Genomic DNA, 23,874 nt, shown 5'->3' with positions numbered 1-23,874 from the left:
AAAAATCAAGTTTTTGACATCATGTTGCGGAGAGACTATTGTATTGAATATTCGAAAAGAAAGAATCTAGAAATGTTAGAAAAGAAAGTATTAATGAGGGCGTTTGTTCAGAATCTAGGTGTATTCTCCTTTTTTCTAGGCATATCTTTCATCACGTTTCGGAAGGTAATCACTTCCCCTGGTGTTATCACTATGGAGGGCGAATGGAATATCCCGCCATTCTCGATTCAATTTAAGCAACTGTTCGAAGAGGACCTCTACGTTTGGGGCGGTACAATGGGCTCTTTCGGAAGCGAGCATTTCTCGTCAGGGCTTTACTATAAGCTATTTCTTTACTCTCTATCCCTGCTCGGCATGGATGGTGAAGCTATCTCTAAATTTGTCAGCATATTTGCGATGGTTTTAGCTGGATATTCCATGTTTTATCTATGCAGACAAATGAAAGTCACGATTTCCTCATCAATTATAGCAGGGGTCTTCTACATGATGACACCTGATATTTTCAACAAATTCGCAGTAGGTCATCTTGGTATGGTATTAACCTACGCATTGCTGCCTTTAGTCCTCGCTTTTTTCGCATGCTCTCTTGAAGGAAGTCATAAATTTAAGTGTCTTCTACTAACTTGCATACTGTCAGCTATTGCAAGTATGCGGATTACAAATTATTTTGTCATATCAATAATGCTCTTACTATTCTGTTTTATCTATAGCGGTTTAGCTAAGAGAAATAAAGATTACTTCTTAAAGAGCATGAGAAACACATTCATCATATTATTTGCTCCGTTTTTAATTCAAGCTTACTGGACTGTTCCCTTTATTGTAGATATATTCCAAAGCAAGGGAGCGCAAATAATATCAGCTCAGTTAGGATATATTCCTATGAGATTTTTTATCTCAGAAGGATATGAGCCTAATGAAGTCCTACGATTTATAGGTACACACCTTGGCTATTTTACCCTCGTAGTTAGGGATGCGCCTATATGGCAACTTTTAAGTTTTATTCCAGTAATTTTTGCTTTTTCTATTCTTTTATTTTCCAAGAAGGATTGTAGAATTATTTTTTTTGCTACTTTAACAGTTTTGGGTGTTACTTTAGTTTCAGCGACAAAGGGAATACTTGGATCTTTATGGTTCTTAATATTAGAATCTATTCCATTCTTACAGATCTTTAGAAGCGTCGAAAAGTGGTATCCTCTACAAAGTTTAGGGCTAGCTGTTCTCTTAGGATTATCATCTGAAACATTCAAACATTACCTCTATAAATTAATTAAGCGTGTAGTTTTAATAAGAAATCATAATAGAATTGCTACTTTAAAACCTGATGGCAAAATTAAGATTATTTCATTACTTATCATATTCTTAATTTTCATAAGTAGCATTTCTACTTATGCTTATCCATTTTTTACTGGCAACTTTGGTGGTAGAATGCAAACATATGAATTCGGAGAAAAATATGAACAGTTATTACATTGGCTTTCCACCGAACCCGACGATTTCAGAGTTTTTACATTACCTGCACCCTATCCCACGTTATATAATGACGCAAAATATAGCCCAACTCCCGGCTATGACATGATGTCCAGATATATAGGCAGAGATTTTATATATTACGGGAAGGTAAATTCTCCGCCATTTGAAAGGTTTTTAATTAAAACATTGTATGAAAATCGAACAGAATACTTGGCTGAACTTCTTAACTTAGCAGCCGTTAAATATATTATTCTAGACCTAAATAAACGCACAACAGCAACAGACCATGGATGGGCGCTAGAATTTCCCGAAATGGAGTTTACTAATAAAAAAATTATCAATACTATAAAACAGCAGAAAGACTTAACGCAACTTAGCTTAATAGATTCTATACAAATTTTTGTTAATAAAAGATTCCAAGGCCATACCTTTCCTATTAGTCGTATTGGTTTATTCGCAGGGGATCTTGATGGTTTAATCAGCCTTAGTTATTTAGACGGATTAAAACTAGATGATTTAGGTTTAATTTTCGTGCAACAATTAACAAAAAATGATCTTATTACCCTTGCTAATCTTCCAAATGTTGCAGTTATAATTCAAGATGGCCATTTTTTTGATATAATTTTAGCTGCAGCATCAAAAAAATACCTTTTTTACCCTATTCACTATGTCTCAGAATTTTCTCCAGATGAAGGATGGAGTTTTACAGGTTGGATTTGGTATAAATGGCGTTACCAAGCACAATTAGAACATGTAGCTTTTACATTTGTCCCTTCTACTTTGCGTATTCCATTTTATGTAGAACAAAAAGGGGTCTATGAAGTTTACTCAAAACTTTACTTTGGTCCCGAAGCATCAAAAATTAAGTTTTACATCGATGATTTAAAAATTAAAGAAATTAGAACAAAAAGAATAGCTGACGCGGGTTTTAGATGGGCGCACGTAGGAGATGTCAATTTAAATTACGGCAATCATATACTTGCAATTGAAAGTGAAAAAGGAGAAAATGCTATTACGAATGTAGTTGTTGTTCCGAAAGAAGCCGTTGAGGAAGCAAAAAAATTAGTTACTGAAATAATGCTAAATAAGCAGATAATTTTATTTTCTGAAATGGGGTCGGTTCAAGATGATATTAAGTTAAAGAAATCTCTCTTCACCGCAAAATGGGATGATGAGAATGCGGAGTTTTGGACTATTTCATTCGGCGGATCTGAGGGAAAGCTTGGTGCTCCTGCAATAACAACTGAAACAGTAATAGTAAAAAAGGGAGATAAAGCATTTAAGTTTACAGTTCCTTCTGGTGGTAATTATACTTATGCGGCAATGGATCATACATACTCCCCATCTGAAGATTGGAGTGGTTACGATTTCCTTTCATTATGGTGGTATGGAAAAAACACAGGTGAACGGTTAACTATCCGAATTGAAGACTCGCTAGGCCAAGCTCAGGAATGGCGACTAATCGAAAACTGGTTTGGCTGGAAAGAACTTATTTTACCATTGAAAGAACCCGATGTTTTCTGGCATAATCCAGCAAACCTCTCTGATGTGGCAAAGATAAGGATCGCAAAGTATGAAGCCGGAAGTTGGTTTCTTGATGAAGGAGGAGTGGGTGTTACGGGGATAATGCTTTCAGAAGATTACGGAGTAAACACAAGCGAAGGGTTTGCTTTTTCTGTTAAGGAAATGCCGTTCAGCTATTCTCTATATATCCCAAAACAAGGTTTCTATAATCTGTACGTGAGATGCTTGAGTGAAATTCCATCTACTGTGAATGTCGAGGTCAACAACCACCATAAATTTACAATTCGATTAAATTCTACATCCAAATATGAATGGTACAAAATCGGAGAATTACATTTGTATGAAGGCCATTTTAAAATACAATTTAAACCTGATAAAAAAAATATTATATATTTAGATCAACTTACAATAATAGAATCATCGTTTAGACCCCAAACTTCTAAACCGGCAGACTTTAGAGCGCAAAAAATTAACCCAACAAACTACGTGATCTCTGCCAGAGCATCTGAACCTTTTTATGTATTCTTCTCTGAAAGATATAATCCTTCATGGAAAATTTATTTAAATAACGAAACTTACATAAAAAGTTATCCTGCGTATTCTTTTGGCAATATCTTTTTTATCAATAAAACAGGAACTTTCGACATGTATTTAAAATTTGATAAGCAACTATTATACGAATTTGGGTTTTACATGTCATTCGTATCATTTAGTGTTTTAACACTATTAATATCTATTCCAACTAATTTTTTTAAAAAAATTCTAAATCTTGTTAAGGGCAAAAGATGAAAATAGGAATCGTTGCGCCAGGAATATTACAGGATGTTGTTTATGGAACCAATAAACAATTACTCAGTACCATATTGCATCTTATGGAACATCTTCCCCATTCTGATATTATCATATTAACAGAACGAGGAAAATTTCCGATTTCAAACGACATCTTAAATGTTTTTCAAATAAAATATTTAAAAAAAGGATTATATAATGAAAAATTACAATCATTTATTGAAATCTCAAAAATAATTAAAAAAGAAAAATTTGATGTTATTTATGTCCGCAATTCTATATCATTCAGCATTATTTCAGCACTTTTAGAAAAATTAACAAACGTGCCTGTTATTCATCATATTGATACAATAAATTATCCAACATCAATTAATGAGTTTTTATCTGCTTTTATGTTGTTTAAAAAAATTAAAACACCAAATCTATTCGATAACAAGATTCATTCTTTTAAATTTATTCTTAAATGGAGTCTATCTAATGTAACTCAATTAGTAGTCACGTCTAAATATATTAAATGTATTTTACAAAAAATAACCCCTAATCTTCTTAACATAAAAATAATACCGCCAGGAATTTATATACCAAACTTAGTAACAGATATTTTTGCGTCCTCGAAATATACTCTGACCTATTTTGGAGCTTTGGCTATGTGGAGAGGTCCCCTAGATGTAATAACAGCTTTTTCACAGGTTGCTAAAGAAAAACATAATGTAAGATTAATGATAGCTTCTCCGCGGGATGACCCCGTTACTAAACATTATTGTGAAAGAATAATAAACAATTTGAACCTCAATTCAAAAATTATATGGAAAGGCTTTTGTAATGATATATATCGAGAAATTTTAATGCCTTCGACTACTATCTGTTTACCTTTCCGAAGTTACGTTTTAGATCCACCTTTAACTATTCTGGAGGCTATGGCTACTGGTAAACCAGTAATTACTACGAAGCTGGGCGGAATTCAAGAATTTATCAAAGATGGTGAAACAGGCTTTCTTATAGACGTTATGGATATAAAGGCATTAGTCCAGAAGATCAGAATGACTTTGCTACACACCGAATCAGCTCAAGAAATTGGTAAAAGAGCGAGAGAACGAATCTTGGCAATGTGCAATTGGAACTTAGTCATTAAAGAAATGCTGAAAATAATTAAAGAAGTAGCAAGGGCTTAACTAATAGGTTGAAGACGATGGAGCCCTACTCCAAGGCTTATACCTCAATAAGCAAAGCAAAGAAATACATTGAAGAACGCGTCAGTCTTCGCGGCCTTGTGGTCATAGAAACAGAGGTTAAAGCGGTAAGTCAACTTATGGAAAAAGTCAATTCTAAAGAGGTGGTCGTCGAATTAGGGATAGGGAGTGGTGCATTTGGATTTAATTTAATGAACAACAAATCCGTGAATAATTATATCGGCCTTGACTCTTCTTTGGCTATGTTAAGCATGGCTAAAAAAAATTTAAATATGGTTTTTAGAAGCTTGAAGCCGAATGTGGATCTAGTATTAGGTGATGCTAGGTATTTGCCGTTTAAACAAGCTTCCTTTAATGGTGTAATCAGTATACGGCTAATTTCTCATCTATCAAACAAATACGTGGTCTTTAAAGAAGTGAGTAGAGTATTAAATTCAAGAGGCTTCATGGTCTTCGACTATTATGATAGTGAAAGCTTACTAGCGCTTATAGGGGCTCAAAAGGAAAAGCGTGGAGATTTTACTAATCTCAAAGAACTACAAGGTTGTATAAATGACGCCGAATTGTCTATACGAGGATCCGCAAGCGCTTTCCTATTAGGTCTTACACTTTACGACAAAATTCCAGAAATATTACTCAAGCCCCTAAAATTATTTGACAGTCTCTTTTCGCAGCTTCCATTTTTAAGAAGATACGCCACAAGAAAGTTCGTTTTGATAACAAAAAACATTGATGTTCCAGCCCCTCAAACACTAAAAACTTCATAAAGATGACTGGTATAAATCATGCAAAGATTGTTAGTGCCGAGTGTGAGATACGCATTAAATCTTAAGATTTTCAGGTAATGTAAAGAACAGATTTTCTCTGAATGGTGAGCGGCTTTGAGGATAGGGGTTTTTGAATCTGCATATTTGACACCAAGACCTAACTCACCGTCGTACATGGTTCTTTTAAAAAACCAAGTGGAATGGTTTGCAAAACTAGGAAACGAAGTGACAGTGTTAGCTGAAGGAAAAACATCCGTAGAAAATGGAGGTCTCTATACAATATCCTCTTTGACAGGTGTAATAACACCTTTTAGCCGAACCTTTTTAGATCGCAAAGAAATATCTTATTTTTCTGGAGTGTTTTCTCCTGAAATAATTTCCAAAGCTGCCAGAATTTTAAGAAAGCTAAATTTGGATGTGATTTATACATGTGGTACATCGTTTTCAGCTGTATTCGCCGCATTGCTAGGCAGGTTAACAGGTATCCCGACTGTTCATTATGTCTTTGAATATACAGAACCCTGGATGTGGTGGAAGGGAGACAGTGAAACTCTAAAGGGTTATAAAATACCCCTGACATACAAGATTAACCAATTCATCAATACGTTGCCCAGAGAGTTATTCAGAAGAGAAATTCTACAGAAATGGGGATTGAAAAATGTCACAAAGATAATAGCCTCATCAAACTATGTAAAGAGGCTCATTCAAAAATTTATTCCCGTAGGAAACAATATATACGTAGTTTACCCGCATGTGGATTTGCCGACCTTAACTTGGGAAGCAAGAAATCACGAATGCTTAATTACGTACTTGGGGCATCTGTGGCAAGGAAGAGGTGTACTCGACCTAGTCTTGGCATTCTCTAAAATTATTGATCGGTACCCGCAAGCAAAGTTGGTAATCGCATCTACTAACATCCATGGACTAACAGAACACTACCTCAATAAGCTTATTCGAAAATTTAAGCTGGAGTCTCGCTTGATAAGAATAGGCAAAGTAAATGATGTGTACCACGAATTAATGTTACCGTCCACCGTCATCGCTTTACCGTACCGTGACACGCCTTCAATAAAGCTCATTGAAGCCATGGCGGCAGGAAAACCAGTGGTTACAACAAGAATAAAATGGACTTCTGAACTTATATCCGACGGAGAAAATGGCTTTCTTGCAGGAGTGGGTGATATTGAAGAAATAGCGAATAAACTTGAGATAATACTTGAGAATCCTAAAACAGCAGATGAGGTAGGTAAAAAAGCCAGAGAAACTATTAAGAAAATGTGTGCATCCGAGAAAAATGTTAGAAGAATCTTAGACATCATAAAAAGAGAAGTAACTTTGCCAACCTAAATTGACTATTAATTGGAGGGAAACGTTATCAAGGTATGCTTGTTAGCTAACAACCCTGTAGCCGATACAGGCTATGGTATTGATAGATACTGTTTTGAGTTGAGCGAAAGGGTAAGAAGATACTTCAACTTAACTATCTTGAGCCAAGGCACTCTATCAAATATTCTGTATTGGGGCGTAAAAGAAATAATCCTCCCCATAAAAACTATACCTGTCAGAGCAGATGTCTATCATGCAGCTTCACCCCAACTTGCTAAAGCCGCTTTACTGTTCCATAAATTCCCTCTAGTTACGACCTTCCATGACTTGATCCCGATTAAAGAATCGTTAACAAGTTTTTATCAGAAAAAGTTGAATTTTAGTGCTTCAGTTCGGTTTCAGTATTTGAGAATATGCTCGCGTATAGCCGTTAGAAGTGACATATTAATTGCTCCGTTTGAAGTAACTCGACGAGACCTTATCTCGACTCTAGGCGTGAATCCCAATAAAATTAGGATTATCTCCTATGGAGTAAATACTAACCGTTTTAGACCTCTAAAATTAAGCAATAATATGCTTAAAAAAAAGGAAGGAAAAAAAATCGTTCTCTTTGTGGGAGGTTTTTCCACGGCAAAAGGCACAGATGTATTAATGGAAGCATTTAAAACCGTCGTGGAGAAGTTTTCGAAAGTTGAACTCTGGATCTGCGGGAAATGGTTCTTTTTTGATGGTATTAAATTAGCAAAAAACTTAGGCATTCTTGAGCATATACGATTCTTAGGGCACATCCCAGAAGATAAACTTCCCATCTACTACAATTTAGCCGATGTAGTAGTCATGCCCTCCAAAATAGGATTTTGCCTACCTATACTGGAAGGAATGGCCTGTAAGAAAGCGATCATAACGAGCGACACTCCTGACATAAAAGAAATAGTAGGTGATTCTGTCATTACCGTTTTCCCGAATGATGTAGACAAATTAGCTGAACTGATATGTTATGTCCTAACAGACGAGGCGTTAAGAGAAGAGTTAGCCTATAAGGCTTATCAAAAAGCAAACTGTTTATCTTGGGATAATATAGCTAAAAAAACGATGGATGTTTATCTAGAACTGGTGAATAACGAATGAGAAGCCATTATCAAGTGACTTGTAGAATATGTCGTGATAAGAACTTAACAATGTTCTTAGATCTGGGATTTACTCCTCCGGCAGATGCTTTCTTGTCCCCAGATAGGTTGAATAGACCAGAAACATGGTATCCTTTAAAAGTCCTTATCTGTAACAATTGTTCTTTGGTTCAACTTAATTACGTAGTTTCACCAAGAATATTATTCCAAAAAGATTACCCGTATGAGTCGTCTATTACCAAAACTGGTAGAGAACACTTCCACTCCTTAGCAAAAACAGCATACTCGAAATTCAGTCTTTCTTCGGGAGATTTAGTTATCGACATTGGGAGTAACGTTGGTGTGCTACTACAAGGTTTCAAGAACCAAGGAGCCAATGTATTAGGTATTGATCCAGCTCCTAACATTTGCGAGATAGCCAGAAGAAATGGTATCGAAACTATAAACGACTTTTTTAACGAAAAAGTTGCAAGTGAAATTGTAAAGACCAGAGGAAAAGCAAAAATCATAACCGGAACAAATGTTGTCGCTCATATAGATGATCTTCATTCCTTAGCAAGGGCGGTAGATATATTGCTAGATAAAGAGGGAGTATTCATCATTGAGGCCCCTTACTTAGTCGATTTGATAGAAAAACTAGAATATGACACCATATACCATGAACATCTATCCTATTTATCTATTAAACCTTTGAACGTACTGTTTCATAAGTTTAGAATGGAAATATTCGATGTCGAAAAAATAAGTATTCATGGAGGTTCACTACGTTATTTCGTAACAAGAAAAAATACTTATCCTGTTTCTAAAAATGTTCATAAATTCCTTAAAAACGAGAAAAAGTTTTACGAAAGAGACACTTTAATAAATTTTGCGAGAAATGTTGAACGTAACCGAGAAGAACTTACATGGATGTTAAAGTCACTAAAACATGAAGGTAAATGTATTGCTGGGTTAAGCGCGCCAGCAAAAGGAATGACACTGCTTAATTACTGTAAAATAGGTCCAGATACGATAGATTTTATCACCGAAAAATCAACTTTAAAAATAGGAAAATATACGCCAGGAACCCATATACCAATTGTACCAGATTCGGAATTAATTAAAAGAATGCCAAACTACGTATTGCTATTAGCGTGGAATTTTGCTGATGAAATAATGAACAACTTGAAGGATTATGAGGATGCGGGAGGTAAATTCATTATTCCTATTCCTAGACCTCGTATTGTTAACTGAGTTAAACTATTACGCGTATGGGCTGGAAAAAATGAAAGTACTCAAAAGAAATCCTGTATTTGAAGATGAAAGAGGTAAGATAATTGATATCTTAGAAAATGAGCCAATAGAATATGTTACATTCATATTGTCAAAAAAAGGAACTGTTCGCGGAAATCATTATCATAAGAAATCGATTCAATATACTTACGTCCTTAAAGGCAAACTCAAACTTTTAACGCAAATGCCAGGAAGAAAAATTAAAACTAAAATCGTAAAATCTGAAGACCTGATTTTCACACCCCCCACGGAGAGACATGCGCTAATCGCTTTGGAAGACTCGGAACTTCTCATCCTAACGAAGGGGCTTCGTGGGGGACGATATTATGAAAAAGACACTTACAGGCTTGGCGCGTCGGAGTCACTGGTTGAAGGAAGAGTGTAAGATGAAGATTCCAGTATACAAACCGTTATTGGGCGAAGAAGAAATTGAATACGTTGTTTCCGCTATTTCCCGCGGAGAAATTTCAGGCCTTTATGGAGAATATATAGGCAAATTTGAAGAAGAATTCTCGCATTACGTGGGATGCTCTTACGGTATTGCTGTAAGCAGCGGAACCGCCGCGTTACATCTAGCGTTAGCCTCACTCGGAATCAAACAAAAAGATGAAATTGTAGTTTCATCTTTCACTAATATGGCTACATTTTTTGCTGTTCTCTATCAATATGCTAAACCTCTCCCCATCGACATAGAACCTGACACTTGGAATATTAACTCAGCTTTAATTGAAGAAAAAATCAGCGAACGCACTAAGGCCATTTTAGTTGCACACATTTACGGTCATCCTGTCGATATGGATCCTGTTCTTAAGATCGCTAAAAAATATGGATTATATGTTATCGAGGACTGTGCTGAAGCACACGGAGCTACGTATAAAGGGAAAAAAGTGGGCTCCTTAGGTGATGTGGGTTGCTTTAGTTTTTACGCAAATAAAATAATCACTACTGGAGAAGGAGGCATGTTAACTACAAACAACTCTGAAATAGCAGATAAAGCTCGTACCCTTAAAAGCCTAGCTTTTGGAGCAAATAATAAATTTATGCATCAAGATATTGGCTTTAATTATAGGATGACAAATATACAAGCTGCTATTGGCTGTGCTCAGCTAAAAAAAATAGATAAAATAATTGAGAAAAAACGTCACATTGCCCACTATTATACCGAAAATCTTAAAGATGTTCTAGGTCTACAACTTCCTGTCGAAAAATCTTACGCTAAAAATGTCTATTGGATGTACCATGTGGTGGTCCATAGTGAAAACTTTGGTTTTACGAGAGATTTACTAATGGAAAAACTAAAAGACCACGGTATAGAAACACGTGAGGCATTCATTCCTTACAATCTGCAAAAAATTTTTATTCAGAAAGGTTGGGTCAAAGGTAATGAGTGTCCAGTTGCTAACTATATCGCAAGAAACGGATTCTATTTACCGAGTAGCCCCCTACTCAAAGAAAAAGAGCTTAAATATATTGTAAATAAGATTAAAGATATTAAAAAAGATCATTAATGGTCAAAAGAGTCCCAGTAAATTATTAATCTAGTTGAAGACGAAAAATTGAACCAATTAACAATAAACTAAAACGGTAGGAAAAATAATTGATGATCGTTAATAATATTGAGGGAGAAAAAGTCTTAGTTACAGGTGGTGCCGGCTTTATAGGTTCAGCATTAACAAGAGAATTATTGAAAAAAGGAGCAAATGTAATTGTTTATGATAATTTTCTCTATGGTGATAAGTCTAACCTAAGTGAAATACATGAATCGATACAGATCATAAATGCTGATATATTAAGCTGGAAAATATATGACACGATAAAGAAACATAAAGTAAAATATGTCTTTCACTTAGCAGCGGAACCCTTTATACCATACTGTTATGACAATCCTGAAAAATTTTTCGACGTGAACGTAAAGGGCACCATGAATGTTCTTATGGCTTGTAAGACGTTAGATGTCGAACGTATTGTACATTTCTCTAGCTCTGAAGTTTACGGAACTGCCCAATACGTACCTATGGACGAGAAACACCCAACACTACCTTTGTCAACTTATGCTGTCAGTAAGCTTGCTGCCGATAGACTCTGTTTCGTTTTCCATTACGAGCATAACATTCCCGTCATAATCCTTCGGCCTTTCAACTGTTATGGACCTAGAGAAACTCAGCCTTATGTCATACCCGAAATCGTTTCCCAACTGTCAAGAGGAAACGTTGTTAAGCTTGGAAACGTAAATGCAAAGAGAGATTTCACGTATGTCGAAGATATAGCAAAAGGTGCCGTGAATGTAATGGAAGCAGAGATTCCTGATGGAGAGATAATTAACCTAGGTTCAAACAAAACTTACTCTATCAAAGAAATCGCTTATCTAGTAGGAAATCTGATTGGTTATGATGATATCAAAATAGAGATTGAAAACTTGAGGTTAAGGCCACGAGATGTTACTCTGCTACAATGCGATTACTCAAAGGCAAAAACCTATATTAACTGGGAACCTGAGGTTGACATTCGAGAGGGGCTCAAGCGTACTATAGAATGGTACATAGAAAATGGAAAACATTGGACTTGGGAAAGACTCGTATAGGTACTTCGAGATGAATGATATTTTTCAGTCTTACGGAAATTTTTATGACATAATTTACTTGGACAAAAACTACGAGAAAGAATGTGACTTCTTAGAGGAAATTTTTAAGCGCTATTCAAATCCAATGCCAAAAACAATACTTGATGCAGGATGCGGAACAGGAAATCATGCTATTTTGTTAGCGAAAAGAGGCTACAAAGTAACTGGGATAGATTTATCGGAAAAAATGATTAAAATCGCTAAAGAAAAGGCAAACAAAAATCATGTTGAAATAAATTTTAATGTGATGGATTTACGTGAATTAAAATTGAATAAAAAATTCGATGCTTGCATTTGCATGTTTTCTGTTCTCAACTATGTGATTGCAGGTGATGAACTTTTAGGCGTTCTGCTTAAAATTAAAAGGCACCTTAAAACTGGCTCTCTGTTTATTTTCGATTTCTGGTATGGCCCTGCAGTTTTAATTATTCGCCCTACTTCAAGAGTGAAAATTGTGGAAAAAGATGGTATAAAAGTAATTCGTTTTGCTGACCCGCAGTTAGATACGTTTCATCACATTTGCGAGGTAGAATACTATTTTGTAGTCATTAAGGAGAATCTTATAATATATGACGGAAAAGAAAAACATGTAGTCAGATTTTATTTTCCAGAGGAAATAAATCATTATTTAAAAGAGACAGGTTTTCAGCTTCTAAAATTTTGTGAATTTCTTAATTTGAATGTCGAGCCAAGTGAAAGAACTTGGCATGTGACCGCTATTGCTAAAGTTCTTCCTTAAATTCTTTAACAGTTTTCTAAATAAATAAGGAAATAATGACCTTAATGCATGTATTCCTTTTAACTTATCATCAGCAATCTCCTCATCAATTTTATATAAAGCACTATTAACATATCAACCAACCAGTATGAGTTTAACGTTAGTATGTGAAAGAAAATTGTGTCGGGTGCTAGTATGCTTCATTGGTATGGATGGCTGCGGTAAAACAACTCACGCAGTAAACTTATTCGAAAAAATGCAATCTAATGGATTGGATTGTAAATATATCCATCACACCTATAGCCTATTAAATTATATACCTTCCAATCTACGAACCCGTCTACAAAACCATTTCTCCTACATGACAGGGCAGGATACTTTATGTAAATCCCCAGTTAAAAGTTCTCTGAAATTGAAGATTATTATGATCCTTTTATCTTTTGTTGCATTTATACAAGCTCTTATCGGCTACATAATAGAATGTAGACCTCACAGACATGATCTTCTTCTCATATACGATAGGTACTTTTACGACCACATAGTCAACTATATGAGTGTCTGTCCCGAATGGTTAATAAAATGTTATCTGCATTTAATTCCGACGCCTGACATGACCTTTTTACTCGACGTTTCCCCCAATACAGCATATTGGCGGAAAAAAGAAGCCTCCATAGATTTTTACGTGAAATACCGACAATCATATTTAAGTCTCATAAAAAAACTAGACCCTCGGAAGCTTATCGTAATTGGTACAAACTCGGATATTAATAAAGTAAACTCCATAATTCTCAATTACGTAACGAAACTTATAAGTAAATATAAGTAATAAATAAGTAAATATATCAGTTAAAAATCTAACTTAAACAAAATAGGTGAAATCTCGCCTGCCAAAAAATATAGAGAGCTTTGAAAAATCCAATAAGCTTCTCTCCTTAATTTTATATTTTGTTGACGACGAATATCGAAAATATAATCCTGATATATTAGAAAAATCAGAAAATATTAAGAAACAAAGATTCAACGTGAACGAAGCGCTTCAAGTGGCTAGAGAAAATAAGTTATCTTACTATTTTTCTAAACGGATAGCAGAAGATAGACCAGAACTAGTTACCGAACTTATTCGGGCTGAGATAAGATTGGGTGAAAAAAATATAGCTAAAGCTAAGGTTACCGTCGAATTTCTACGTTCATCATTTGCGGCAGAAGGTATTGATTTTCTACTTATAAAAACGTTTAAAGGTTTACCTTACAGCACTTTTGACATAGACATCTTGTTGCGAGAAGCTACTTTTGGCGAGGCGATGCGTAATATGGAAAATAAAGGAGCTTTAAAAACAGATGGACGTTTTCTGAATATACTCTTAAAGTTGCGTTTAGCATTCCCAGGTTATCGACCAAAAAATTTGTTGGATATAGATATGTATAAAGGATTATTGTGGTGGTTACCTGTTTTAGATGAAGAGTTTATGTGGAAAAGACCTCGCCTGATAGAGTTTCACGGTATTGACTGTCTGATTCCAAGCCGTGAAGCAGACCTTTTATCCATACTTGCCAGCTCTTTCTTCACGGATAGAAAAATTAACCTTCTTGACTTTATATATATCAATTCTCTGTTGAAAAATGGTGTAGATTTCGGTATTTTAAGGGAGGAAACAGAAAAATACGGATGGAATAAAGAATTTTTTTTAGTAATGTCACTGTTGCGCGAAATCAAAAATCTGCTTTATCACGGTTTATCCCCTCAAAACATCATCCAGTTTCCATATACTATTCCCCTAGGGGTTTTAGTTAAGGCGCTTCCAAAAACTATAAACGTTAAAGTATCTATGGAACCTTTAAGTCTTCCATTCACCTTAGCTAATGTCGTATTTCATTCCTTTATTGGTGAATTATATAAAAATTTAAGACAAAGAGTTTTTTAACAGGGTAACCAAATAACTTTCCCTCTTAATTGGTGGTTAAGACCTACGGTGAAAATCAGCTAATGACCGAAGACTCGACTTTGCTTAGGGCAGCTAGAGGAACAGGGATCTTAATGTTTGAGAGTACTATCACCACGTTGATCGGTGGCTTCTTCTTCGTGTTCATGGCTAGAGTTATCACACATGAGGAAATGGGCATCTACGGGGCAGTTATGCTGGTTTCCTCTATCGTCGGTATCGTTGGCCGTCTTGGTTTGGAGACAGCAGCTTCCCGTTTTATTCCATATTTTTACGGCAATCGAGATTATAGCAACGTGTTTCAAACTTTCAAACATATACTTATGATTTCACTGATATTGGCGTTAGGATTAGGTTTATTTTTCTTTTTTATCTCGGATATTCTATCTAACATTCTATTTGGTACACCTCAATATTTTTATATATTGCAAATAGCTTCAGTAACGATTCTTTTAAGCATTATAGCGACGATTTTCTTAGGATTCATACAGGGGCTTCGAAATTTTACAATTTTAGCAGTTGCTAAGCTTCTATCTCAAATAGTCAGAATTAGCTTCTCGGTTTGGCTTCTCCTACTGGGTTTAGGTGTGGCCGCTATTTTTTTAGGTTACATATTTTTTCCATTAGTAACAATATTAATTGCTCTACCTTTTATCGTAAAAGGTCTCTTAAGGATAAGAAGATTTAATTCTCTTAACAATTCACCTCCCCTGACCTTGAAGTCGCTTTTGGTTTTTTCTCTTCCGATGATGGGTTATTTTCTAGCTAACTCTGTGTCCAACTCAATTGACAGCTTTGTGGTGCTTGCTTTTTTAGATGTTAAAGCTTTAGGCATCTATACAGTTGCTATAACTGCCTCAACATTTGTTACAGCAATTTTTGCAACCCCCATACTCGCAACCTTAATACCCAGCTTAAGTGAAATAGATGGACGAACTGGTGCAGCGAAAGTTTCCAGCACTTTAACTGCAATCTGTCGTTATATCGCTTTATTCTTCTTGCCGATTGCACTCGGTCTGGCTGTTTTATCGCCTACAGCAATATACGTTTTAGCCGGTAAGGCGTATAGCGAGGCTGCCATGCTTCTCACGATACTTTGCTTAGGTATAGCAACCTACGGCATCTCCGTAGCTCTGATATCTGCGCTGATCGCTTTAGGTAAAACGGTGAAGGTTATGTTAATATTTACTTTCAGCATAATCGTCGAATTCTTTGTCTCTATAGGTCTCATACCCGTATTGGGCATGCCTGGGGCAGCTTTAGGCCGCTCCGTAATGTACGGAGTTATGTTGTTTTTATTTTATCGAGCAAGTTCCGAGGTTCTGGCAGCATCTTTAGATTGGAAAACAATGGGTAAAGGTCTTTTCTCCTCCCTCATCATGGCTTCGGCATTATATCCTGTTGCTCTTTTTACAGACTTTCACATAATATTCTTACCGTTTTATTTAATCTTCGCCCTCATAATTTATATACTTGCTCTTTCCGTGATGAAAGTTCTAAACCTTCAAGATGTTCAGTTTATCTGTAAGCTGATACCAGGTGGAAAATACATGTTCAGCAAGATTGAAGCAGCACTCAAAGGTTCCGGCATAGCTTCTAAGATTATAAGGAAAATTTTAAACATGGATTCCGCATATTCAGTAAAAACATCTGATTAAAGTGCTAAGAAATCCTTGAAGTTAGTTGTATTAGCCTGCGCTGTCTTTCAACACTGAGGTTGCTCATGGTTAAGCATCTGCTTTGCTGTACTCTTCGCAGCTTCAATGTGTTGAGATTATCTATCGTAAATATTCTATTTTCTTTTCCTATTAACTATGGATAACATCAAGACTATGAAACAGCTAGTCGCCGAGATGGAATACGCCGTAAACATGAAGTTCATGTTTTCATAGTATATCCTCCCCTCATTTTCACCCTTAACCTCAAACACGTTCGTGAGATCCATGTAGGGTTTTGGTGGGCGACCGTTAAATCTCCAACCCCCGTCAAAAGGCTGAGCAAAAATAAGATATTTGCCTGTGATGCCCCAGACTCTGTATTCCGCCGGCGATACCTTTTCAAATTTAACAGGCTTAGCCTCCACTTGCCTAAACGAATGATCTAAAAGTTGGTTCCAATTCTGAAAACTAGGCTCGTCATCGACTGTATAAAACTTATGTGTCTCATGTAGGTTCTCAAAAAGTGTTAAATGCGAATTATCTATAACCACAGCTAAGTCTTTTTGCTTGTATAGGAAATCATAATCCTTGTAATCAACTTCCTTCACTAAGATAATATACTTTACATTTAATGGCGCCATGAGCTCCCCAAAATTCGTGAGCTGGTCTCGTTTATTTAACAGAAAATGTATATATCGTTGGTCGAGCTCCGTTGATTGCGTTTCTATAGGGCCCACTTCTATGTTTTTTCCCCGAATGATAGGTTTATCAAAAAAGATGTCCGCTGGATTCCCTACGATCCTTCCCACCCAAGTTAACCACATATACTGGTGCCAAGGTAAAAATAGAACCTTAAAATCTTCTTCTTGAGCCTTAAAATACTCGTTAACCTCATACCACTCCTCCGGATAATCGACCACTTTTAAGTTATTTCCCAAACCAAAAAGCATATTGGCGGAATAAATGAAGGGTGCAGCTAAAACTAGAAATATCAGCAATATGCCCAAAGCCTTCTTAACCTGTAAAGAATTTTCCTTACGCCCAAGGCTTCTACGTTTTAGAGCACTCGCCAATTCCCCAACCCCTAAACCGCCAAGAAACGAGTACGCCAAAGCTAGTAGAACAACAAATTTATGCGAGTCTCTGAATGCTTTTAAAAAGAAGAAATTTTCAAACAAAAAAAGAAAGAATTTCGAAAAATAAGCAGTAGAGATACCTGTAGCTAATATAAGCGACACTATAGCAACTATCGCAAAACTTTTAGCCTCATCCTCTGTCTCCCTCCTCGACATGAAACCATAAACTGACAAAAATAACAAAAAAAAGTACACCAAAAACCACCCGGGGAGCATATCGGAGATATAGACATAACCTTCAGGCGGCCTCCAAAAACCGTGAAGGGTGGCAAGGCTAAAGAATAAGTTTGGACCCACACCCCACATCTTGGCTGTGAAGACTAGGAGGTCCTCATAGCTCACTAGGCTGAGACTTGTTTCCTTTACCCCCAAAGCCGCCGGACCCAGCCAATAAAAATTAACTCCAAGGAACATGACAGCTACTATACCCGTCCACTTTAGGAGATGAGTGATCTCGGTTCTCTTCCTTATCGCCCTGAAGGCTAAAATGGCGAAAATAAGAAATAGAGTTAAAAGTAGAATTTCAGCACTGAACATTCCCACAAGAGTTAGTAATATTACCAACCGGGTAGCTGTATGGAAACTGGTCTGCTTAAGGAAGTCTATTCCTGCCTTAGCTGCTAGAGGCATAATGGCGTAAGCCATCAAGATCAGCAAGTGACCAACCATAAACCTGACAAAAACGAAGGGATTTAAAGCGTAAAACAACCCAGCATAATACTTACCGGCTAAATTGTCTGTAGGGCATAGTCTATGCGCCGACAGCCCAGCCAATACAAAAATCAAAAAAAGCAAAGCTTTTTGAATAATCCATGTGGGAAAAATGTAGTTTAAAGCCTTAAGAATCATGATAAAAGGAAGCGTACCTCTTAGGGGAGTCGCAAAACCGTAAAAAAAGTGCTCAAATCTGATATGCCGCGCAAACTGCATGTCTAGCGTTAAAATATAGCCGGGTAAGAGCAGATCCCATAAAACTATCAGGCTTACACAAGAATACACTATCCACGGCAGGCCACGCCAAACGTATATTTTCCTGATATAATACTCCCAGGATTTAGACATCTTCAAATCGCTCTGATCGTTAAAGTGTATGTCCACAGCTAAAAAATCATACGGGATAAGGGAAGATAATGCCGGATCGATTTTTACAAAATTTAACCTTCTATTTATAAATAAAGCTTAACTATCTTACATGAAAACTACTGATATGTTGATGACGTGCATGAAACTTAAGTTAACCCTCTTTATGTTTCTTATGTTACTCTCAACCCCCTTGCTTCTTGGAATTTCAGTAGGTTTTGCGCAAACCCATGAACGATATGTGACTGTCACATTATATCCGATAGCGGATGTGAGTGTTATGGCTTCTTCTATAGATAAAAACTACGGCCCTGATGCGTGGCTTTATGTAGCGCGGCGTGTCAACGAACAAAACATCGTTTATCTGATGTTCAATCTATCCTCCATCCCAACAAGCAGAATAACGGAAGCCTCTCTCCAGTTGTATGCTCATTACGTGTTTGACGTCCATGAGGTTGGAGTTCATCAATCCTTCAACAATAGGTGGGAGGAGTCAACTCTAACCTACAGGCAGCACCTAACAATCAGCTATAACCCCGTCCCAACCGACACCGTTACAGTAACCAAACCAGACTGGTACGAATGGAAGGTCGCCGGCCCTGTAATAAGCGCCATCAACCTAGCGGACAAACGCCTAACACTCATCTTGAAAGAGCCGGACACGGTGTTGCATCCCAGTACCCATGCATACGTGCGGTTTGTTTCAAAAGACCACACCGGCGGAGGTATGCCTCCCTACTGGCCTAGGCTGGTTATAACCTATGAGAAGTCTCCCAGCACGGTTTCAATAACAGAGATTCCGGAGGAAATCACCTACGGAAACAGCATCACCGTTTCCGGAGTGCTAGAGCCTAAGCACTCCGATGCACCCGTATTCCTTACCTATGTGGCCCCGGACCTGACAGTCCGCGAACAGGCTGTCCAAGCTTTCAGAGGCGTTTTCACCGACACGTTTACTCCGGATAGGGTTGGCGTCTGGAGTGTAGCTGCTTCTTGGGAAGGAGATCCCCTCTATGCCGAGGCAGCAAGCGAACCTGTATTATTTACGGTGAAAAGGGCGTCCTCCATCCTAACTCTTGATATGTCGCCTGAAGCCGCGTTTTTCGGTGAACCCATAGAAATCACAGGTTCTCTGTCGCCTAGGCAGGAAAACGCAACCATAACGATAACCTACTCTTCACCAAACAACACGTCGACCAGCCGCACTGTAACAACAGCTCCTGACGGACGTTACAGGGACGTGTTCATACCTGACACCACAGGCGTTTGGTCCATAGCCTCCACGTGGGAAGGTAACGCAAATTATGAAGGCTCTCAAAGCATCCCTATTCAGGTTAAGGTTGAAAAACTCGTCTCCAAAATAACTTTAACACTCACTCAACATAGCTTACCAGTCAGCTTCCCGCTGACCGTTCATGGGACCTCAAACCTTCCAAACACACCGCTCACAATAACCTACATGCACTCCGAGAGTACAGTGCAACACTCGGTTCTCACAGACTCGGAGGGCTATTTCAACGACACCTTCACACCCTTGATGGTGGGTGAATGGCGGGTTGAAGCTGGTTTCAAAGGCGACGACCATCGCGCCCCAGCTACCAGTATTCCGGTAACCTTTACGGTTAAAGAAATACCCACATTAACCCTACACGTGACTCCATCAACGGCGACGCCAAGCCTTGAAGTAACCATAGGCGGAACATTAGACTGGAAAGGCACAAGCGCGCCCATAACGCTGGAGTACGCCTTCATAGGAAACAGCGAAAAAATAGAGTACACACCGATAACGACGGTGAACACCACGCTCGCAGGCGAATACACCTACCTATGGGCGGCGCCAAACCGAACAGGCACCTACAGCCTCCGCGCCATCGCCTTCGCCGACAACCCTGAGCAAGCCATATACTCCAACGAAGCCCTACTGACGGTAACCACCCAGCCTCCAGCCACATCCCTAACTTTGACCATATCCTCCAAAACAGTAGAACTCGGAGAGGAAACCAAGGTATACGGCAGCATCCAACCACCAAAGGAAGGCGTAGAAATTACCCTAAGCTACACCAACACCCAAGGCCAAACAATCCAGAGCACCGTCACAACAGCACCAGACGGCTCCTTCACAGACAGCCAAACCTTCACCAACCCGGACACTTGGATGCTTCAAGCATCCATCAAAGGCACCGGCATCACGACGTCCCCCCTCCTGTTTACCGTAACAGAGCCAGAAACCCCCCTCACTCCGGAAGAGGTCCCCCCAAAGTCCAAGGTAACCTTAAGCCCTCTAGCATCTCTAGCAGTTGGAATAATCCTGGGACTGACGGTTGCCAGCATAGGCCTCACCGTCTACCAGCGTAGAGGAGCAACAACCTCAACTCCGCCGCCAACACCCGCTGACATCCAAACGCTTCCCCCGGAACAGATTGCAGAAAAACTCAGAAAAACCCCGGCCACTGCCATAGCTGAAATCCTAGACCGAACAGCACCGGAAAAAGCCGTAGAAACTTTAAGAGTCCTAGCCGACGAAGACCCAAAGAAAGCGGGAAACACTCTGAGAGAAATAGCGAGAAAAAACCCGGAAAAAGCAGTGACCATACTGAAGGAGTTGGCCGGAAAAATAAAAATGGAAATAGAAGAATAGCAAAACCGACAAACAAGCCTAAAGGGCCCCTTTTTGAGGCTTCCTCCGCCATAACATCCATAGCGTAGTTTTAACCCTCATCTGGCTTCCACAAAATAAAAATGAATTGCGCATAAACCTAAAACATTCTCCGCTTAATCTTCCTCCAAATGACAACTGCCAACGGTTTGTCGCTTTTCCGCGCAAACTCTACAACCCTCAAAGCGACGCCGATGACCAAAAAATAATACGCGTAAACCGCTGTATCTTCCGCTGAAAACTCCCATGGAGGCTCGAAAGCCAAGATAACCGCGGAAACCCCCAGCAACACCAGCGCCGCCCCTATAGGGTATCTGGCATCAAGGCTGAGGAACAAAGCCACTAGAAAGTAGGCTAGAAACAATACCCCAACAACGTCAACAGCCAACAGTTATCCCACAGCTCAATAAAAATCATTCCATCCGCATATACTCTGTCCTAACGCCGTCGGCCTCCGAGTACCTCAAGTCTCCCAAGCTTTGCGTCCCGTTTCTTTCATGTATTTCTCATGCTCCTCTATTACCTTGTCCAGCCTTCCATCTTCAGAAGCCTTTTCAAGGTCCTCGTAGCTTGTCACATCGATGATGTCCGGCTCACCGTAGTGGTACCATTTCATCTCGTTTTCAAGCGGCCTGGTGATCCGGGAGGGGTGCCAGTGGCGGTGGTACCATTCTATGTGCTGCCATATCTCCTTGATCGCCATGCCGCGAAGGATTAGCTTCTCAGACTCCCCTCCGTAGGGGCATCTGTAAAAGTTTCTCACCTCGCAGCTTTTATCCTTGGCATATCCCAGCTCCTCGTAGAACCTCAGCTCCACCTGCCGCATTTTATCCTCCCTTACAATTTCAGGTTTGTTGATGTGTTTATACAATTCTAAGGTTGTCCAAGCCGGTTTTTCACTTTTCATTTCCTTCTCGATTTTCCTTCTAAACTGCTCCTGCCTTTCCACCTCCTTCCTCAGCTCCATAGCCCTTGTAACAGTGCAATCCCAACACCAAGAGCCTCCATACGAGTTGAAGTCTCCCTTGAAACCTTCCACGTCGAAGCCTTCCAAGCTGATGTTTCTCTTTAAACATACCAGGGTGAACCGTTGAACCTTCTCTTCATAGTTTTTGCTTTCGTCAAGAAATTCTACGTCTTCATCACCAAGTCCAAAATCTTCTTCATACCTCAGCTCTTTTTCCATCTTTTCAGGCCAAGGCCTATCCAGGAAGTAGTCAGCATATTTAACCATCAGACTTAAAAGTTCTTCAAACCTCTCCACCTTCCCCTCGCATATCTCCCAAAGCCCCGCCAAGGCTTTTCGAGGTATCTTCACTCTGCCTTTGAGGCTTTTCTCAGCCTTTTCAACCTGGACTTCTCCCTCAGCCATCCCTCCAACAGCCTCCCGAGGATCTTATTCCTCACCTCCAAGGCTTCCCGTTCCCTCATCCTCGACACAACCAAGGGGGCAACAGGCCTGAAAACCGTCTTGGGCACCTTCACCCCCCTGCTGCTTTTAAGCCTCTTGAGCAGGCTTTCAACGTTAACCATCAACGCCTCCTCCCCCTCAAGCTTAATACGCTGCCTCCTGGTAACAGCCAACTCGCCCAGGATAGCCTGAAGCATCCGGTCCAAGGTGGCGATGTAGCCGCCCCAGAGGGCAGACCTGTCGGAAACACCCACCTTAGCCTCATAGTTTTCCGCCCTAGCAATGCGAATCAAGTACATGGCCGCCCTCTCAGCCATTATCCTATCCGCCACCCCTTCGAGGCCGTAGTCCTCCACCAGCCTCTCCACCGTGGAGGAGAAGGTTTCCTTCTCATACCCACACTCACCCCCAGGCTGAAACCTACCACACGTGGCATTCACAACACAGCGGTCGCAGAGCATAAACCCCAACCGGTAGAGCCCATGCTTCAAAGCACTCAAACCCGACCCCGCCCCCTCCCAACTCTACCCCGGCCTCTCCTCGCAACCTTAGCCTTAACCACCCCCACCAACTCCAACCGCACATAATCCCCCTCAACCACCCCCACCAACTCCCTGATACGCTTAGGAATGGTCACCTTCCCATCCCTCAAAACCCTCCCCACAAACAACTCCCCCAACACAGCCTCACCAAATCTCACAAAAAATAACAAAAAACAACCAAATTTAAACATTACCCAAAACCAAAAAAATCCAAAATAAAAACAACTTTTAAATAAAGAACCCCCCAATCTAAAAACAACACAAAAACTCAGCCAAAACGTCTTCCCAAACTCTCCGCGTGGTTAAAATGATCCTAGTCACAGGCGGAGGCGGATTCATAGGCTCCCATGCCGCCGAACACTACATCCGACAGCAAGATGTAGTGGTGGTCTTAGACAACCTCTCAAGGAACAACCTACTAGTCGGAAGTACAGGTAACCAGCCGTATAACTGGAACTATTTGAAAACAAACTACCCTAACATCAAACTGGTAAAAGGAGACCTCGCAGACCAGAAAGTTTACGTTTCCAACATATCCAAAGCCAAAGCCAAACTGGGCTGGAAACCTAAGGTAGGCCCCAAAGAAGGCGTTACCCGCCTTATAAAATGGGTTGACGAAAACAAGCTCCTTTTCAAACAAAGATAAAA

General features: G+C 39.1%; 19 protein-coding genes. 14 read left to right on the top strand and 5 right to left on the bottom strand.

Features of this window, described 5'->3' with window-relative positions; all coding sequences use genetic code 11:
- Positions 1 to 192: 192 nt before the first annotated feature.
- The 12 genes from BWM17_RS09045 to BWM17_RS08990 all read left to right on the top strand — a co-directional run bounded on the left by BWM17_RS09045 (position 193) and on the right by BWM17_RS08990 (position 16,401).
- Positions 193 to 3,783, top strand: coding sequence for a hypothetical protein (locus tag BWM17_RS09045; protein ID WP_309493600.1), 3,591 nt, complete (start codon positions 193 to 195; stop codon positions 3,781 to 3,783).
- The gene (locus BWM17_RS09040; RefSeq protein ID WP_309493599.1) at positions 3,780 to 4,955 is read left to right on the top strand and encodes a glycosyltransferase family 4 protein; all 1,176 of its coding nucleotides are present in this window, start codon (positions 3,780 to 3,782) and stop codon (positions 4,953 to 4,955) included. Before BWM17_RS09045 ends, BWM17_RS09040 begins: the two co-directional genes overlap by 4 nt.
- A gap of 17 nt (positions 4,956 to 4,972) precedes the next feature.
- On the top strand, positions 4,973 to 5,740 hold the full coding sequence (locus BWM17_RS09035; RefSeq protein ID WP_309493598.1) for a class I SAM-dependent methyltransferase: 768 nt from the start codon (positions 4,973 to 4,975) through the stop codon (positions 5,738 to 5,740).
- A gap of 114 nt (positions 5,741 to 5,854) precedes the next feature.
- Positions 5,855 to 7,087 carry a glycosyltransferase family 4 protein gene (locus tag BWM17_RS09030; RefSeq protein ID WP_309493597.1) on the top strand — a complete coding sequence of 411 codons (1,233 nt, stop codon included), beginning with the start codon at positions 5,855 to 5,857 and terminating at the stop codon, positions 7,085 to 7,087.
- A 12-nt stretch (positions 7,088 to 7,099) separates the two neighbouring features.
- A complete protein-coding gene (locus tag BWM17_RS09025) occupies positions 7,100 to 8,194 on the top strand; it encodes a glycosyltransferase family 1 protein (RefSeq protein WP_309493596.1) in 1,095 nt (364 codons plus the stop codon).
- Entirely contained in the window at positions 8,191 to 9,426 is a 1,236-nt protein-coding gene (locus tag BWM17_RS09020; RefSeq protein WP_309493595.1) for a class I SAM-dependent methyltransferase, read from the top strand. Before BWM17_RS09025 ends, BWM17_RS09020 begins: the two co-directional genes overlap by 4 nt.
- A 31-nt stretch (positions 9,427 to 9,457) precedes the next feature.
- On the top strand, positions 9,458 to 9,850 hold the full coding sequence (locus tag BWM17_RS09015; RefSeq protein ID WP_309493594.1) for a cupin domain-containing protein: 393 nt from the start codon (positions 9,458 to 9,460) through the stop codon (positions 9,848 to 9,850).
- Positions 9,834 to 10,973 carry a DegT/DnrJ/EryC1/StrS aminotransferase family protein gene (locus BWM17_RS09010; protein ID WP_309493593.1) on the top strand — a complete coding sequence of 380 codons (1,140 nt, stop codon included), beginning with the start codon at positions 9,834 to 9,836 and terminating at the stop codon, positions 10,971 to 10,973. The genes BWM17_RS09015 and BWM17_RS09010 overlap by 17 nt, the downstream gene beginning before the upstream one ends.
- A gap of 92 nt (positions 10,974 to 11,065) precedes the next feature.
- On the top strand, positions 11,066 to 12,046 hold the full coding sequence (locus BWM17_RS09005; RefSeq protein WP_309493768.1) for an SDR family NAD(P)-dependent oxidoreductase: 981 nt from the start codon (positions 11,066 to 11,068) through the stop codon (positions 12,044 to 12,046).
- Positions 12,012 to 12,824: a class I SAM-dependent DNA methyltransferase gene (locus tag BWM17_RS09000; protein WP_309493592.1), complete on the top strand. Its 813-nt coding sequence runs from the start codon at positions 12,012 to 12,014 to the stop codon at positions 12,822 to 12,824. The genes BWM17_RS09005 and BWM17_RS09000 overlap by 35 nt, the downstream gene beginning before the upstream one ends.
- An 851-nt stretch (positions 12,825 to 13,675) precedes the next feature.
- Positions 13,676 to 14,725 carry a nucleotidyltransferase family protein gene (locus BWM17_RS08995; protein ID WP_309493591.1) on the top strand — a complete coding sequence of 350 codons (1,050 nt, stop codon included), beginning with the start codon at positions 13,676 to 13,678 and terminating at the stop codon, positions 14,723 to 14,725.
- A 32-nt stretch (positions 14,726 to 14,757) separates the two neighbouring features.
- Positions 14,758 to 16,401 (top strand): oligosaccharide flippase family protein, encoded by a 1,644-nt coding sequence (locus BWM17_RS08990; RefSeq protein WP_309493767.1) that lies wholly within the window; start codon positions 14,758 to 14,760, stop codon positions 16,399 to 16,401.
- A 134-nt stretch (positions 16,402 to 16,535) separates the two neighbouring features.
- Here BWM17_RS08990 and BWM17_RS08985 read toward each other — a convergent pair whose 3' ends face one another.
- On the bottom strand, positions 16,536 to 18,599 hold the full coding sequence (locus tag BWM17_RS08985) for an alpha-(1->3)-arabinofuranosyltransferase domain-containing protein (protein ID WP_309493590.1): 2,064 nt from the start codon (positions 18,597 to 18,599) through the stop codon (positions 16,536 to 16,538).
- Positions 18,600 to 18,729: 130 nt separating this feature from the next.
- On the opposite strand from BWM17_RS08985, the gene BWM17_RS08980 reads away from it, so the two are divergent.
- Positions 18,730 to 21,255 carry a DNRLRE domain-containing protein gene (locus BWM17_RS08980; RefSeq protein ID WP_422653018.1) on the top strand — a complete coding sequence of 842 codons (2,526 nt, stop codon included), beginning with the start codon at positions 18,730 to 18,732 and terminating at the stop codon, positions 21,253 to 21,255.
- A gap of 118 nt (positions 21,256 to 21,373) precedes the next feature.
- Here the strand turns inward: BWM17_RS08980 and BWM17_RS08975 are convergent, their stop codons facing one another.
- The 4 genes from BWM17_RS08975 to BWM17_RS08960 form a co-directional block, all read right to left on the bottom strand.
- Complete coding sequence (locus BWM17_RS08975) at positions 21,374 to 21,661, bottom strand: hypothetical protein (protein ID WP_309493588.1); 288 nt, start codon at positions 21,659 to 21,661, stop codon at positions 21,374 to 21,376.
- A 75-nt stretch (positions 21,662 to 21,736) separates the two neighbouring features.
- Positions 21,737 to 22,645: a hypothetical protein gene (locus BWM17_RS08970; RefSeq protein ID WP_309493587.1), complete on the bottom strand. Its 909-nt coding sequence runs from the start codon at positions 22,643 to 22,645 to the stop codon at positions 21,737 to 21,739.
- Positions 22,588 to 23,184 (bottom strand): hypothetical protein, encoded by a 597-nt coding sequence (locus tag BWM17_RS08965; protein ID WP_309493586.1) that lies wholly within the window; start codon positions 23,182 to 23,184, stop codon positions 22,588 to 22,590. The genes BWM17_RS08970 and BWM17_RS08965 overlap by 58 nt, the downstream gene beginning before the upstream one ends.
- Positions 23,181 to 23,384, bottom strand: a complete 204-nt coding sequence (locus BWM17_RS08960) for a hypothetical protein (RefSeq protein ID WP_309493585.1) — start codon at positions 23,382 to 23,384, stop codon at positions 23,181 to 23,183. Before BWM17_RS08960 ends, BWM17_RS08965 begins: the two co-directional genes overlap by 4 nt.
- Before the next feature lie 149 nt (positions 23,385 to 23,533).
- Between BWM17_RS08960 and BWM17_RS08955 the strand changes: the two genes are divergently transcribed.
- Entirely contained in the window at positions 23,534 to 23,872 is a 339-nt protein-coding gene (locus tag BWM17_RS08955) for a GDP-mannose 4,6-dehydratase (RefSeq protein ID WP_309493766.1), read from the top strand.
- Positions 23,873 to 23,874 lie beyond the last annotated feature (2 nt).

The sequence above is a fragment of the Candidatus Hecatella orcuttiae genome, from assembly GCF_002009985.1.
Taxonomy (GTDB): domain Archaea; phylum Thermoproteota; class Bathyarchaeia; order Hecatellales; family Hecatellaceae; genus Hecatella; species Hecatella orcuttiae.
The sequence above is the reverse complement of the archived record's forward strand: the minus strand, read 5'-3'. Positions and strand labels throughout refer to the sequence as shown.